12 protein-coding genes and 3 tRNA genes are annotated in these 15,304 nt (G+C 59.3%); 5 read left to right on the plus strand and 10 right to left on the minus strand.

What is annotated here, in order from left to right:
• Positions 1–2 precede the first annotated feature (2 nt).
• Entirely contained in the window at positions 3–1,826 is a 1,824-nt protein-coding gene (locus CFA77_RS12485) for a long-chain-acyl-CoA synthetase (RefSeq protein WP_206990981.1), read from the minus strand.
• 136 nt (positions 1,827–1,962) lie between these two features.
• Here CFA77_RS12485 and CFA77_RS12490 point away from each other — a divergent pair, with 136 nt between their 5' ends.
• The 4 genes from CFA77_RS12490 to CFA77_RS12505 all read left to right on the plus strand — a co-directional run bounded on the left by CFA77_RS12490 (position 1,963) and on the right by CFA77_RS12505 (position 3,403).
• Entirely contained in the window at positions 1,963–2,838 is an 876-nt protein-coding gene (locus tag CFA77_RS12490) for an acyl-CoA thioesterase II (RefSeq protein WP_034811262.1), read from the plus strand.
• Between the two features lie 54 nt (positions 2,839–2,892).
• A tRNA-Pro gene (locus CFA77_RS12495) sits at positions 2,893–2,969 on the plus strand.
• 27 nt (positions 2,970–2,996) lie between these two features.
• The gene (locus CFA77_RS12500) at positions 2,997–3,305 is read left to right on the plus strand and encodes an ETC complex I subunit (RefSeq protein WP_034811260.1); all 309 of its coding nucleotides are present in this window, start codon (positions 2,997–2,999) and stop codon (positions 3,303–3,305) included.
• Positions 3,306–3,326: 21 nt separating this feature from the next.
• Positions 3,327–3,403, plus strand: a tRNA-Arg gene (locus tag CFA77_RS12505).
• A gap of 92 nt (positions 3,404–3,495) precedes the next feature.
• Here the strand turns inward: CFA77_RS12505 and CFA77_RS12510 are convergent.
• From CFA77_RS12510 to CFA77_RS17215, 8 genes are all read right to left on the minus strand, one after another.
• Entirely contained in the window at positions 3,496–5,199 is a 1,704-nt protein-coding gene (locus tag CFA77_RS12510) for a class I adenylate-forming enzyme family protein (protein WP_206990982.1), read from the minus strand.
• Positions 5,200–5,301: 102 nt separating this feature from the next.
• On the minus strand, positions 5,302–6,795 hold the full coding sequence (locus tag CFA77_RS12515) for a DUF1593 domain-containing protein (protein ID WP_242517353.1): 1,494 nt from the start codon (positions 6,793–6,795) through the stop codon (positions 5,302–5,304).
• Positions 6,796–6,887: 92 nt separating this feature from the next.
• Positions 6,888–7,373, minus strand: a complete 486-nt coding sequence (locus tag CFA77_RS12520; RefSeq protein ID WP_206990983.1) for a UPF0262 family protein — start codon at positions 7,371–7,373, stop codon at positions 6,888–6,890.
• Entirely contained in the window at positions 7,370–8,674 is a 1,305-nt protein-coding gene (gene hisD / locus CFA77_RS12525; RefSeq protein WP_206990984.1) for a histidinol dehydrogenase, read from the minus strand. Before hisD ends, CFA77_RS12520 begins: the two co-directional genes overlap by 4 nt.
• Before the next feature lie 2 nt (positions 8,675–8,676).
• Positions 8,677–9,126: a DUF2948 family protein gene (locus CFA77_RS12530; protein ID WP_206990985.1), complete on the minus strand. Its 450-nt coding sequence runs from the start codon at positions 9,124–9,126 to the stop codon at positions 8,677–8,679.
• Positions 9,127–9,146: 20 nt separating this feature from the next.
• The gene (gene murA, locus CFA77_RS12535; protein ID WP_206990986.1) at positions 9,147–10,427 is read right to left on the minus strand and encodes a UDP-N-acetylglucosamine 1-carboxyvinyltransferase; all 1,281 of its coding nucleotides are present in this window, start codon (positions 10,425–10,427) and stop codon (positions 9,147–9,149) included.
• 65 nt (positions 10,428–10,492) lie between these two features.
• Positions 10,493–11,698, minus strand: coding sequence for a cytochrome P450 (locus CFA77_RS12540; RefSeq protein ID WP_206990987.1), 1,206 nt, complete (start codon positions 11,696–11,698; stop codon positions 10,493–10,495).
• Positions 11,695–11,829, minus strand: a complete 135-nt coding sequence (locus tag CFA77_RS17215) for a hypothetical protein (protein ID WP_256434930.1) — start codon at positions 11,827–11,829, stop codon at positions 11,695–11,697. The genes CFA77_RS12540 and CFA77_RS17215 overlap by 4 nt, the downstream gene beginning before the upstream one ends.
• A gap of 77 nt (positions 11,830–11,906) precedes the next feature.
• Here CFA77_RS17215 and CFA77_RS12545 point away from each other — a divergent pair.
• A tRNA-Thr gene (locus CFA77_RS12545) sits at positions 11,907–11,981 on the plus strand.
• Positions 11,982–12,120: 139 nt separating this feature from the next.
• On the opposite strand, the gene CFA77_RS12550 is transcribed toward CFA77_RS12545, so the two are convergent.
• Entirely contained in the window at positions 12,121–15,111 is a 2,991-nt protein-coding gene (locus CFA77_RS12550; protein WP_206990988.1) for a TonB-dependent receptor domain-containing protein, read from the minus strand.
• Positions 15,112–15,304: the final 193 nt, after the last annotated feature.

The following is a 15,304-nucleotide window of genomic DNA, read 5'->3' on the forward strand; positions in this document are numbered from 1 at the left end:
ACCTAGAAGCGGAACGCGCCGGAGATCAGCGAGTCATACCGGTCCTGCGTGAACGGCACATATTGGCGCCGGTCGGGATGGTACATCCAGATCGGGTCATCGACCATGTCCGGATTGTAGCCCTCTTTCATCAGTTCCACTTTGCGATACTTCATTGTGCCGGTCGTATCAGGCTCGCGCTGGATACGAATAAAAATCGGGATGGCATAGGCGGGCAGGCTTGAAGACAGCTCATAGTGCAGGCTTTCGAAATCGACGTCGCCACTCAACGTAACCGCCGCCATGCCAGCCTTACCTTCTGTCCCCGGAATTTCGACCCCATAGACGTTCGCCGTGGCAATCCCGTCAGCGCGGATCATCGCATCGCTCACTTCGCTGGTGGAGACATTCTCTCCCTTCCAGCGGAACGTGTCGCCAACCCGGTCAACGAAGTAGACATAGCCATTTTCGTCCTTGCGCATCAGATCCCCCGTCCGGAACCATTTGTCTCCGGGTTCAAACACGTCCCGGAGAATTTTCTTCTCCGTCGCCTTCGGGTCATGATATCCCGCGAACTCGAATTCGGTATCCGCAATACGCCCCAGCATTTCGCCAGGCTCATTCGTCTCCGCGCGGATCACGAATCCATCGTCGCCGCGAACGACGTCTTCCGTTTCGAGATCAAACTTCACGAACTCGACATGGTCAAACCGCGCCTTGAGCCATTTCGGAATGCGCCCGACCGCGCCCACGGTGCCGTCAATGCTCATCAAATTCACATTGCCATCCGTCGCGGCATAGAATTCCACGAGATGCCGAATGTTGAACCGCTCGCGAAATTCCGTCCAGATTTCCGGGCGCAGGCCGTTTCCGAACCCTGTTTGCAGCCGGTGCGCCCGCTCCTTGGGGTGCGGCGGGCGATTGAGGAGGTAGCGACACAGTTCGCCAATATAGACGATCGAGGTGACGCCTTCATCAACCACATCATCCCAGAAGGCGCTGGCCGAGAATTTCCGGCGCAGCACGATGCTGGCGCCGCTCATCATGGCCTGGCCGACGCCGCAAATGCCGCCCGTCCCGTGATACAGGGGCAGCGTGATGTAAACCCGGTCCCGCGGGCCGGTATAGCAAGGCGCGATAAAGGTGCGCAGCATGATCTGAAGGCGGGAATTCGTGATCCGGGTTGCCTTGGGCATGCCCGTCGTGCCGGACGTGTAGATCAGAAGGCACATGTCCTTGCCGCGCAACTGCGCGCGCAATTCGCGCGACGGCCGTTCCGACGAGAGATTGGGCATCATGGCCGCGATGTCTTCGCCATGGGCGCCGCCCAGGGTCCAGACCTTCGGGGCATTTTCCATTCCAGCCGTGACGGAACAGACCGCACGGTCCTGATGCGGGCCTGTAATCACATGAGTGGCGTCGGAAATGGCGAGGCAATGTTTCAGGGACTCCCCTTCCAGATGCGTGTTCACCAGGGCGGTGACGACGCCAACCTTGGCGAGGCCGACCCAGATCGCGACATAGTCCGGGCAATTCTCCATGCAGAGCGCAACCCGGTCGCCGGCTTTCAGTCCGTGCGCCAGCGCCCAATGGGCAATCCGGTTCGCGGTGGCATCGAATTCGGCATATGTGGTGAGCTTGCCTTCAAACCGAAACGCGATGTTCCCGGCATGCTTGTCGACACTCTCCTCGAAATCGTCCGCAACGAGTTGCCGGGAGTCCGGCGTAACGTCGCCGATCAGCTTGTGCATCCGGATCGCCATGCGTAAAAAATCGAGATCACGCTTCATTTGCGAGAAGGAATCGCGAAACGGGACGGCGGCAGGAAGAGCGGCGGGATTAACCATGATACCTGCCAATACCGGAATATGGTGAACATGTTGTGACCAGAGAAAGGTGGATTGGACAGGAATCGCGCACTTGCACAGTTTGCATCCACGAATGCCTCTGCTAGCTGCTGATCACACGATTTGGAGACCACGCATGACCGACCCTGTTGGAGACCTTCTGTCCCTGCTCGATATCGAGCGCCTGGAACTGGACCTGTTCCGCGGCCAGAGCCCGGATGAGCGCGCCAGCCAGCGGGTTTTCGGCGGTCAGGTCATCGCTCAGTCGCTGGTGGCGGCCTACCGCACCGTGCCGGAAGACCGGACATGCCACTCGCTCCATGCCTATTTCATCCGTCCCGGCGACCCGAAAGTGCCGATCATCTATCAGGTTGACCATTCCCGTGATGGCGGCAGCTTCACGACGCGGCGCGTGGTGGCGATCCAGCACGGAAAACAGATTTTCAACATGGCGGCGAGCTTCCAGACCGACGAGGAGAGCTGGGAACATCAGCACAAGATGCCGGAAGTGGACGGCCCCGACGGCCTGAAGGATCTTCGCGAACGCCGCCTGGAAATCGCCGACCGCCTGCCCGAGGCCCTACGCGAGGATTTTGCCCGCGAACGCGACATCGAAATCCGCGACGTGGCCCCGCTGGACCTGATCCATCCTGAAATCGCAGACGATCACCACAATATCTGGTTCCGGGTCAGCCGCCCCATCGACGTGCCGCCGGCGCTGCACCATTGCCTGCTGGCCTATGCCTCCGACATGGCCCTGCTCAGCTCCAGCTATCGCCCGCACGGCATTACCTGGCTGAACCACAAGGAATTGATGTCGGCCAGCCTGGATCACGCGATGTGGCTGCATGGACCCATTAAATTCGATGAGTGGCACCTCTACTCCATGGACAGCCCATTTGCCGGCAAAGGACGTGGATTCAATCGCGGAATGATCTTCAATATGGCCGGAGACCTCGTGGCAAGCGTTGCGCAAGAGGGTCTGGTGCGACGCTTGCGCACAAAAGACTGAATTCACAGCCGAAAGGGGCTTGCGCCGTGGCGCGACCCCATTATTACGGGAGTCCGGAGCGTAGCGCAGCCTGGTAGCGCATCTGGTTTGGGACCAGAGGGTCGGAGGTTCGAATCCTCTCGCTCCGACCATTCACTTTCTTAGCGGTGAGGTTCATCATGCAAGCGCGTATCTACAAGCCCGCCAAAAGCGCGATGACCTCCGGCAGAGGCAAGACCAAAGCCTGGATTCTCGAATTCGTGAACAATGACGCCAAGCGCTCGGCAGACCCCCTCATGGGCTGGACCAGCATTGACGACACGTCCGGACAGATCCGCCTTTCCTTCGAGACGCAGGAACAGGCGATCGAGTATGCCAAGAGCAAGGGCCTGACATTTACGGTTACGCCATCTGAAGAGCGGAAACGGCTTGTAAAGTCCTATAGCGCTAACTTCGACGCCAATCGCAAGCAGCCCTGGACACACTAGGATGCCCGCCGGCCACGATCCGGCCCCGTAGCTCAGCTGGATAGAGCACCCGACTTCTAATCGGACGGTCGCAGGTTCGAATCCTGCCGGGGTCGCCATGCCTGGCGCGCGGCAGAATGGCGTTCCCCAAAACGAGGCAAGCCCCCCAGAGGCTGGAGGGCTTGCTCAAAATAATCGCTACTGTCAGGCGCTAGTTCGCCGCTGCGCTATCCAGTTCCTTGGTCAGCTGTTCTTTCAGGTCGCGCTTGATGAACTTGCCGCTGGCATTGCGCGGCAGTGCAGTGAGGAACCAGACATAACGCGGCACCTTGTGCTTCGCCATGATGCCCGCGCAATGCTCACGAAGGGTAACGGCAGCCAGGTCTTCGCCCGGTTTCAGCACGACGGCCACGCCGACCTCTTCGCCCAACCGGTCATCCGGTACGCCGAAGACGCTGCACTCTGCCACGGACGGGTGACGATAGATCGCCGCCTCGACCTCGGCGCAATAGACGTTCTCGCCGCCGCGCAGCACCATGTCTTTCTTGCGGTCCACAATAAAGATGAAACCATGCTCGTCGATCCGGGCAATGTCGCCGGTGTGCAACCACCCATCGGTGATCGATTCTGCCGTCGCCTCAGGCCGGTTGATATAGCCTTTGATGACCGAAGAGCCGCGCACCCACAGCTCGCCAACTTCGCCCTGCGCGACGGTCTCACCAAGATCATTGACGCACTTGGCCTCGAAATTGGGCATGGCCGGGCCAGCGCTGTCGGGCTTGTCGATGAAGAAGTCGGCCGCAACAGATGTGATGATGCCGCAGGTTTCGGTCATGCCGTAACCGGTATTCGGCCGAGCGGTTGCCACCGTGGAGTCGATCTTCTGAACAAGGTCCGGCGGCAATTGCGCACCACCGCCGCCCAGCGTTGCCAGGCTGGACGTGTCTGTCTTTTCGAAGTCCGGATGGTTGATCAGTTCGCGGGCCATGATGGGGACACCGCTCATCGCCGTGACCTTCTCGGTCTCAACCAGTTTCAGCGCCTCGCCCGCGTCCCAGCGATACATCAGCACGATCTTGCCGCCCGCAGCGGTAATGAGATACGCGGCGCAATTGTTCGCCGTGACATGGAAGAGCGGCGTCGTGATCAGGCCAACCGGAACCGGCGCTTCTTCAGGTGGCATTTCCCCCGTGGCGCGCGCGGTCGCGAGCTGGGTGGAAGCCCCCGCAAATGCCATGTTCAGCAAGTTGGACACACAGCCCCGATGGGTCAGCTGTGCGCCTTTCGGGAAACCGGTCGTGCCGGATGTATAGAAGATGCACGCATCCGCGTCGGGGTCGACACTGACATCCGGCAATGCGCCGCCATGGGCCAACACGTCTGACCATTGGATGACAGGCGATGGCGCATCCGGCGCGCGTACACCGACGATCTTCATCTTGTCGGCCGCGCCGGAAATGGCGAGCACCCGCTCCAGCCGCTCTGAGTCCGCAAACAGGATCTTGGGCTCGGAGTCCTTTAGCGCGTATTCCATTTCCTCAGGTGTCCACCAGGCATTCATGCCAACCACGGCAATTCCAACCGAGACACAGGCCCAATATAGCAGCATCCATTCAGGATAGTTGCGCATGGCGATCGCCACACGGTCGCCGGGCTTTACGCCCTGGTCAAACATCCAGGCGGCGGCCGACGCCACATCGCGATGTGCATCCGCATAAGTCCAACGCTCATCCTGGTAGACCAGATAGTCGCGTTCGGGGAATTGGAGCGTCGACAGCCAGACTTCCCGCACACTGGGCGGGGCGTTCTTGTAGACGCGGAGCCGGTTGCCCAGAACTTCGGCCTCGACGATCTCGAATTCGCCGCCGGGGCCTGTCAGTTCTTCCCGTGCTTTCAGGAGTTCGGTGTAGTGCATGTTTCCTCCGGATCGTTTTGTCCGATCATACACGGTGTCGCTACGTCACAAAGACCGGACGCTGGGGCAAGCCTTGCCCGTTTTACCTGAACTTTCCTCAGCTTAGGGCTCGATTGTGACAATCACCCGTTCATAGCGTGTCAGCGATGGCGTTCCCTTATCGGTGACTTTCACGATGAAGTGCGCAGTTTCCGTCTGGTCCACCTCCGGCAACTGGAACCAGATATCGAAATCATTGACGGCGTGCCCCATGTCTATGGGCGCCTCCAAAGTCCCCGCTTCGGCATAATTGAACCAGTGATAGCTGAGGCTGTCGCCATCCGGATCATACGTACCAGACGCATCCAATCCGATATGCTCTCCGGACTTCGCGGTGAGCTGGCGCGCATGAGCCAGTTTCACGGCCGGCGGATGGTTCGCATCTTCATAGGATGAAATGGTCCAGTCCATGCGCGCAGCAAAGTCACGCTGGAGGTCGCTTCTCCACCGCAGCAACGTGACATGATTGTCGTGATAGGTTTCCTCTGCAGGGCCAATCGCCCGACCATCCTTCTGCGCCACCCAAGGCGTGTAGGTGTCGGTCGCATTCGTCCAGATCGGGCGCGGTTCCGGGTCCAGCGGCACACCGCCCGAACCAAGCTTTCCGGGACCGACACCGATCTCATCCGCACTCGGCGTATAGAGTTCGTACCGACCACCCCAGCCGCCCCAGTCCGGACGGTCCGGCACGTTGAGCCCGTTCGGGATCAGGGAGAGATAGGCAGGTGTATCGCCTTCCATACCCCAGACCACGTCCGGATAGCGCGCGCCAAGCGGGCCATGATCTTGCTGGATGTTTTCGGCGATCCACTGGTTCGAGATATGATCCTCGAAGCCGGGAAAGCCACGCGTTATAGCGGTCCAGGTGGAGCGGCCATACTCGCCCGGGCTGACAATGTAAAACAGGCTCGGAAACTCGCGGCGCATCCAGATGCCGCTATCGTCCTGATCCGAAATTGTATAGACACGGAGTTTCGAGATCAGGTGCGCAGCGTCTGTCTCGCTCTTCTTTTCACGGATATCATGCAGCGCCTGGGCCAGCGTGTTCGCCCCGCCCCAGACGGAGATCCACAGTGGCCTGTCATCCTCGGCCTCAAGCAGGCGAATGATGGCGTCGGACCCTTCTGTCGATTGCCCGGTCCCCACGCTGGCCATGCCATAGCCCGGCTGACCGCTCATCACGAGGTCCTGCAGCTCGGATTCCGCCGGATAACCCGGCGCATGCTGGCTGAGCGTATCGTAGACCTCGCCATACTTTCCAAGTGTCGTGCGGATGGAATCGGGCCGAATATCCTTTTTCTTCCAGATCGACGTGGTCGCCACCAGCGCCTCGATGTCGATCTCATTGGAATAGAGCAGGAGACGGATCAGCGATTGGGTGTCGTCCGGATCGGCTTCCATATCCGTCAGGATCACGACGCGGTGCTTGTCCAGCGCCACTGGCACCTGTTCAACCACCATTTCGTCGGCCGGCATAACTTGCCCCATGGCACTGCACGCACTTGGCGCAATTGCTGGCACGAGCCCCGCGAGCCCAATCAGAATCCGTTTCGCCATGACTTTCCTCCGCTTTTTTATGATAGCGGTATCATTGCGTGAGCGATCGTGTGTAGCAAGTGGATACGCTTCGGTGACTTTGAATTATTTCCCTAGCCCGCTGCGCGCGTTTGGCCGGCATGGAGGGCGCAGATCAGCGTGAATAGCCGCCGCGACGTGGAGAAGTCGACTTCGATCTTGCCTTCAAGGCGTTCGGCGAGAAGTTCGGAGCCTTCATTGTGGATGCCCCGCCGGGCCATGTCGATCGCTTCGATCTGGTGCGGGGACTGGGTGCGGATTGCATCATAATAGCTGTCGCAGATCATGAAATAGTCGCGGATCACGCCCCGGAACGGCCCGAGCGACAGGATGAAAGTGTGCACCTCCTCGCCCGCCTCGGTACGAATGGCAAAGACGAGCCGACGCTCGGCTTTGGACAGGTTCAGCTGATAGGGTCCCTCATCCTGACCGATCACCTTGAAGGAATTACTTTCCAACAGATCAAAAATGGCAACGCGGCGCTCATGCTCGGCGTCCGGGCCCGATGCGCCCAGGGTCTCATCGTCGATATCGACGCCGATGAGCCGGTCATTGCTCACCCGTCCGTGCCCTGATTGGAGCGGATAGAGATGGAGCGCGCATGGGCTGGCAAGCGCTCTGCCTCGGCGAGACGCAAGGCGGCGGGCGCAATCGCGGCAAACCCCTCAGGCCCCACACGCTGAACACTCATCCGTTTCAGAAAATCATACAGGCCAAGGCCGGACGAGAAACGCGCGGCGCGGCTGGTCGGCAAGACGTGGTTCGACCCGGTGACGTAATCGCCCAGCGCCTCCGGCGTATAGTGGCCCAAAAAGACCGCACCGGCATGGCGGATCAGTGGCAACAGGGCATCCGGGTCCTCCACGGCCAGCTCCAGATGCTCAGCCGCGATGCGGTTCGCGATGGAGGCTGCAGCAGGCAAATCAGGTGCGACGACGATTGCGCCATTGTTCATCCAGCTTTCGCGTGCTCGCTCGCCCGTGGGCAGGGTTTTCAACTGGTTTTCCACAGCCCCTTCCACAGAATCCCCCACAGCCTGGTCCACAACAATGAGGATCGACTGGCTGCTGGGATCATGCTCGGCCTGAGACAGCAGGTCAGCGGCAATCCAGTCCGGATTTGCCGTATGGTCTGCGATGACCAGAATCTCTGACGGGCCGGCAATCGTGTCGATGCCGACGCGGCCGAATACCTGGCGCTTGGCCTCTGCGACGAAAGCATTGCCAGGGCCAACAATCTTGTCGACCGGGGCCATGTTTGACGTGCCAAAAGCCAGCGCGCCAACGGCCTGCGCCCCACCAATTGGGTAAAATTCCTCAACACCAGCTTTCAGCGCGGCGTATGCAACCGCGGGTGACAGCTCGCCCTGGGGCGCGGGCGCAACCATGACGATGCGCTCAACGCCGGCGATCTTGGCCGGCACGACATTCATCAGAACCGAAGAGGGGTAACTCGCGCGGCCGCCCGGCACATAGACGCCGACGCTTTCCAGCGCCGTCCAGCGCCAGCCGAGCTCGACACCCGCAGAGTCGGTAAAACTGTGGTCTGCGGGCCGCTGCGCCGCATGATATGTGGCGATCCGATCATGCGCAAAATTGATGGCTTCGCGCAAATCAGCCGGGCATTGCGCGGCCAGGCTGTGCAGGTTCACATTGTCGGATGTCAGCGTCGATGGGTCCAGTTGCAGACCGTCAAACCTAGCCGTGTATTCGGCCACGGCCTCGCCGCCGCGTGCCTGCACATCCTTCAGGATGCCCGTTACGGTATTCGCAACGTCTTCACCCGTGCCGCGTTCCTGCTCCAGGAACTGGGCGAATTCACCATTGAAGGCGTCGTTTGAGGCAAAAAACCTGCGGACCATGTCTATCTCCGGCGCCGCTCGTGGCTCGGAAGGCGGCGCGTCGGCCACACATAGTCACTGTCCAGCAAGGTTGCATCCAGAACTTCAACCTCAAGGACGATTTCTCCGTCGCCTGCGAAGATCAGCGTGATCTTTCCACCCGGCGGCTCATCTGCCGGGGTGAAGGTCACCTGCAACAGCGACAGGATCATTTCCGGGTCGGTCTTGGTGACAGCGCGGGTCTTCGCGCCCAGCACGCCATCGAAGGCCAGCAGCGACCGCACACGCTGGCCGTCGCCGCGTTTCGCGCCCGCTTCCCAGCGAAAGCGGTTTATCTCCAGCGCAAACCGGTTGTGGCGGGACTCATATTTCAGGTTCCCCGCTTTCACGACACTGTCCTGAATGGCGGCGGAAATGACTTCCAGATCCTCGGCCGTTTCGGCGAGAAGACGAAGTGGTTTGTGATCAGCCATCAGTGCCCCTTGAGCAATTCCTAGTCTTCGTCCTCGGATCGGCGTTCAATGCTAGCGCCACAGGCGTTAAGTTTCGCTTCCAGCCGCTCAAATCCACGATCGAGGTGGTAGATACGGTTCACCACAGTCTCCCCCTCTGCGGCAAGCCCTGCAATCACAAGAGAGACCGATGCGCGCAAATCTGTCGCCATGACTGGCGCTGCGGTCAGCTGAGGCACACCTTTCACGACCGCCTCCTGCCCACGCACTGTGATGTCTGCGCCAAGACGCGAGAGTTCCGGTGCGTGCATGAAACGGTTTTCGAAAATCGTTTCGCGAATGATGCTTGTACCGTCCGCGAGGCTCATCAGGGCCATGAACTGAGCCTGAAGGTCAGTCGGGAAGCCTGGATGCGGCTGGGTCGATACGCTGACGGATTTGAGCTGAGAGCCATTCCGCACGATGCGCAGAGTGGCCGCGGCCTCGTCGGCCTCGACCGTGACGCCAGCCTCTCTCAGCTTGCCAATCATTGCGCCAAGGGCCGCCACCGGTGCGCCCTCAAGCGTGACATCGCCGCCGGCCGCTGCAGCCGCCATGGCATATGTTCCCGCCTCAATCCTGTCCGGCATGACGGAATGCGTCGTGCCGCTCAGTTTCTCGACGCCTTCGATGCAAATTTTGGACGTGCCAGCGCCCGTGATCTTCGCGCCCATGGAGTTCAGGCAAACCGCAAGATCTTCGATCTCCGGCTCGCGGGCGGCGTTCTCCAGAACGGTCTCGCCCTGCGCAAGCGTCGCAGTCAGCATGGCATGCTCGGTCGCACCCACGCTCGGCATGGCAAAATTGATGTGCGCGCCCTTCAGGCCATGAATGGCGGCGGCCTTCACATAACCCTGCTCCACACGCAGATCCGCACCCATCGCTTCCAGAGCCTGCAGGTGCAGATCGACCGGTCGGGCACCAATGGCACAGCCACCCGGCAGCGAGACTGTTGCATGGCCAGAACGCGCAATCAGAGGCCCCAACACGTTGAAACTCGCCCGCATCTTGCGGACCTGATCATATGGCGCGATCGTGCTTTTCAGCTCAGCACCGTTCAGATGACAGGTCGAATCGCCCTTCGGCCAATAGACTTCAACGCCCAGCGTTTCCAGCAATTGCGCAAGGAAGCGCGTATCAGCCAGATTCGGCATATTGGTAAGCGTGATGGGCTCGTCAGTCAGCAAACATGCGACCATCAGCTTCAGAGCGGAGTTCTTCGCGCCAGAAACCGGAATGCGGCCATTCAGATGAGCGCCGCCCTTGATGTGCAATTTATCCATGGATTGCCCTTATACAGCGCTTCGCGGCTTTGGAAGGGCCTGAATGTGGCAAGGCTGCACAGACTTTATCCAAATATTACCGGCAGTTGCTTAAGCCCCCGCAAGCCGGAGCGCGGAATCCACTTCAGCTGTTCCGGCTCAACGCCCAGGGCGAGGCCCGGCCAGCCGTCCAGAAGACAATCGAGCGCCGCCTGCGCTTCGGCGCGTGCCAAGTGGAGGCCGAGGCAGATATGCGGCCCGCCACCCCATCCAAGATGGCGATTGGGCCTGCGGGTCAGGTCCAGGTTTCGAGGGCCCTCAAACACACGCTGATCAATATTGGCCGCCGCAAGCAAGGCAACAAGGCGTTCGCCGCGCTTCATTGACAAGCCGTGGAATTCCAGATCCTCGCGTGCATGCCGCGGCTTGGTCATCTGCACCGGCGCGCAGTAGCGCATGAGCTCATCCACGGCGATGCCGCGCGCATCGTCATCCATGCTCCGATACTGATCCGCTGCGTCCGGCTCGGTCAGCAGCGTGTAGACAGCTGACGAGATCAGGTGCTTCGTCGTCTCATGTCCGGCGATGAAGAGGACAAACACCATGGCAACCAACTCGTCATTGCTCATGCGGTCGCCATCGGCTTCAGCATGGACGAGTTCGGTGACGAGGCCTGGCCCGGGTTCATGCCGGACGCGCTCGAATTCCTCCGCCAGCATTCTCTGAACCGCGCCAAGCTTCATCAGGCCGCGCAGCACATTGAATATGTTCGCTGTCGCGGTCAGGCCATGCAGGACGGAATCAAGCTTGTTTCGAATCTCGCCCGAGAACCCCAGCAGGTCATAGATCACCAATAATGGCAGCTGTCGGCACAGCCCCTCAACCAGATCCGCTTCGCCTGCTTCAACCATCTCCGCCACCAGCCGATCACAGGTTTCGCGAATACGCGGCTTCAATGCGTCGATCGAGACGCGCCGGAAGGGCTGGTCGACCAGACGGCGCAAGCGCAGATGGTCAGGGTCATCCAGCGACAGCAGATTGTTGGACAGCGTCTTCAGGGATTTGGGCAGAAATCTGAGGCCGAACGGTGAATCAAACCCGGCGTTTCGCGCGTCCACCGCAAAACGATCCGAATCCTTGAGGAATTCCAGACATTCAGCATGGCCCAGCACCAGCGTGCACTTGCCCAGAAAGGGCAGTTTCTGCCGAACGAACAGGCTCTCTTCCCTGGCCGCAGCGAGAAAGCCGTGCGGCCCACGCAGATAAGCCTGAGAGTTGAGCGGCAGGCTCATTTCTTCTCTGGATCCGACTCAGCCGGGGGCGCCTTTGCCTTGCGCGTAGCCGCCTTGCGGCGTCGCAAATTCGCCCGCAGAGCCTCGGCCCGGCGTGCGGCATTATCCTGTCCTGTTACCTTGTCTTTCATATGAGGTGCTTTTCGCAGCAAAACGGCCTTTTCATGTCAGTCTGCATAAGCTAAAGCCCGCTTTCCATTCCTGCAATGCCGCGGTAGCTCAGTGGTAGAGCGCATCATTGGTAATGATGAGGCCGGGAGTTCAATTCTCCCTCGCGGCACCAGGAATTTCCCGACAATCAGCGACACTGAGCGCGCGTCTTCCGGCGCGCGCGGGCTGTTTGTCCATCGCATTCAGCCTCAAATGCAAAAAGGGCGGACCATATGGTCCGCCCTTTCGCAATATCGGACTTGTCGTCGACCCTAGAAGGTCTTGGACACGCTCACGAAGGCACGACGACCGCGATAGTCGTAAGCCGTTGCGCTGAGCGGCGTGTTGCCTGCGCTGGTCTGAATGATGTCAGACACTTGCGGTGGCGCTTCGTCGAAGATGTTGCGGATACCGCCAGTGATCGTCCATGTGTCGCCTGTCCAGCGGACAGAAGCACCATGTTCGAACTGAGCTTCGGTGAAGACCTTGTACTGTCCCTCGAGACCAAAATAGGCCGCTGGCTCGTTCAGGTCGTCGTTGAAGTTGCGGTTGTTGTCCTGACGGCCAACAAAGTTCGTGAACCAGGAATAGGTCCAGTCGCCGCGGTCCAAACGGATGTTCGCATCACCTACGACACTCGGATAACCGATTGTGCCGTTGAAGTCGTTGTCTTCCACACCCGAGACGAAGTCCGAACCGAAGACGTTGATGTAACGCTCCAGAGCCCAGTTCATCGAGGTTTCGACAGTCAGCGTACCGAAGTTGAAGTCTTCTTCGTAGCGAACTTCAAGGTCGATGCCGCGCTGCTGCTGGGAGTCAACGTTCAGGGTAAGGGCCTGAATGTTGTCGAGCTGGAACGGCGTCAGCGACGTCGCAGAATCACGCTCGAACAGGTCACAGAAATCGTTCGGGAAGGTCGTTGTTGCATAACAACCGCCGACGATCTGAGCACCGCTCAGGCTTGTGATCTGGTCCTGAATTTCAACTTCGTAGTAGTCGATCGCGATGTTCAGGTTGGCGAAAGTCGGCGTCAGGATGATACCCGCGGTGAAGGTTTCACCGGATTCGGATTCAAGCTCATCGCCACCACCAGAGGTCGTGATCAGAGCAGAACCGCCGAGACCGCCTGTGAAGTCGTCAGGAATACCTGCGGCTGCACAGTTGGTACGGATGTTCTGGTTAGTGGTATCGCCCCAGTTGATACATGGGTCGACCGAGGTCTGAGATACGAAGCCGGTCTGGTCCTGAAGGAACAGTTCGAACAGCGCTGGTGCACGGTAAGATGTACCAAAGCTCGAACGTGCCCGGAGGATCGGGTTGACCTGCCAGTTCAGACCGACCTTGTAGATCGAGTCGGAACCACCGATGTCGTATTCGAAGCCACGCACAGAACCGTTGAACGTAACATCTTCAGCAAAAGGCTGACCTTTGAAGATCGGCACTTCGACTTCAGCGAACAGTTCGGTGACAGTGTTCTCGCCACGGGTCGGGCCTGCAGTCGAAGAACCCCAGATGTCGCCGCTTTGGGTCAGTTCACCTGGCGTGTCATCAATGCTGAATTCGCGATATTCAGCGCCGATGCCGAGACCGATTGGACCAGCTGGCAGTTCGAACAGCTCACCCGCAACGACCGCGGTCAAAGTGGTCTGCTCATAGACCGTTTCACCAGTCTGGTAGCCACCAATGGCCGCAACCAGGTCGTTTACAGCAGCACCGCTGAGGATATCAGGGTCCAGCAGGTTGATGGTTGGAGGACCAACCAGGTCTGGGACGCCATCATCGTTGTAGTCGACGCCATCATAGTTCCAGTCACCCGACTGGGAGATCAGGATCTCGTTGCCTTCGTAGGTACCTTCGCCGCGCGAATAGGTGCCATCGATTTTCCAGGACCATGCGTCGAGAACGCCCGGAGCAAAGCCGCCGGAGAACGACGTGCTGCCGTAGAAGTAGTCGACTTCAACCTTATCGGTCGTCGGGAATGGTGCCACGATCTGGACCAGCGAATTCATGTCATTCGAATAGGTCGGATCAGCGATGTAGCCATACTGCGGCAGAACACCAAACGGCGTTTGTGAAGAGCCAACGATCGGGAAGAACTGGCGCCAACCTTCGATGTCCGTCGTACGACGGCTGAAGAGAAGTTCCGTATCCCATTCGACACCGGCAAAGGTCACGTCGGCAGAGCCGAAGAGAGAAATGTTCTCGTTGCGCGGGATGAAGTCCGAGTTGTCCAGGAAGGCCGCATCGAGAATGTCTTCATAGTATGGCTGGCCGCTGGCCAGATAGCCCGTACCGACGCGTGGGCGGTAACCCGGGATCGAACCACCGAAAGCCGTCGCGCCCGTCACACCGTCCGGGGAAGGCACGAGACGCTCACCTGAGAACAGGTCGATGGCCGTATTGTGGTACAGATTGCTACAGGTGTTGCGCGGGTCTGTCGCCGTAGCCGAATAGTTCAGACGGTCAATCAGGCCACCCGTCTGCGGGTCACGCACGAGATCGCGTGGGCAGGACAGGTAATCGCGCTGGCTGGCGTCGAGCTCTTCGGAGAGACGATACTCAGCCGACAGGGTGAATGCCGCATTGTCGCCAAGTTCAAAACCCCATGCCGCGCTGGCGGAATACTGCTCGCCACCTTCTTCGAAGGGCTGAGTGACATTGAAGTTCAGTTCCAGGTCATCCACGGAATCACGTGTGATGATGTTGACCACGCCGCAAACAGCGTCCGAACCATAGATGGTCGAAGCACCATCTTTGAGGATCTCAACGCGGGAGATGATGGACTGTGGAACGACGTTCAGGTCGAGTGCGGAAACTGCGCCGCGCGTACCTGAAGCACCTGGGCGCTTACCGTCGACCAGAACCAGCGTACGCGTGTCACCACAACCGCGAAGGTCGAGCGTTTGCGTACCGACACCACCATTGGTGACGAAATTCTGGAATGTGTTGTTCAGCTGGGTCGAGCCCGATGCGAGCGAAGAGCCCTGCAGAAGCGCGGCCGTATCGACCAGGCCTTCGAGCGTTGCGACTTCGGCTGTGATCACCTGAATCGGCGAAGACGAGGAGAACGAATCGCGAGCCAGCAGGGAGCCGGTAACCACGATCTTCTCTTGGCGGGACTCATCCTGAGGAGCCTCGTCAATGATTTCCAGAACGTCTTCAGATTCTGCATCTGCGTCCTGGGCTTGAGCCGCGCCGGAAATGACAAGTGCGCCTACAGCGACACTGCCGAAAACCGACCGACGGAACAGTCGTTTGTTCATCAGTATTTCCCCTGAAATATGTTTTTGCTCACCTATTAGCCCGGTGTTTTCCACCCAGCACCCGCATTTACAGCAGGCCTTGCCGCTACGTTGAACGTCGGTTTTGGAAGTGACAAGATTTCATGACACAAATTTCACCCACGAGGCACTTTCTGCCACCAAACTGTGTTGTTTGGGACACAATCTTGCCATG

It is taken from the genome of Hyphomonas sp. KY3, assembly GCF_017309975.1.
GTDB lineage: Bacteria > Pseudomonadota > Alphaproteobacteria > Caulobacterales > Hyphomonadaceae > Hyphomonas.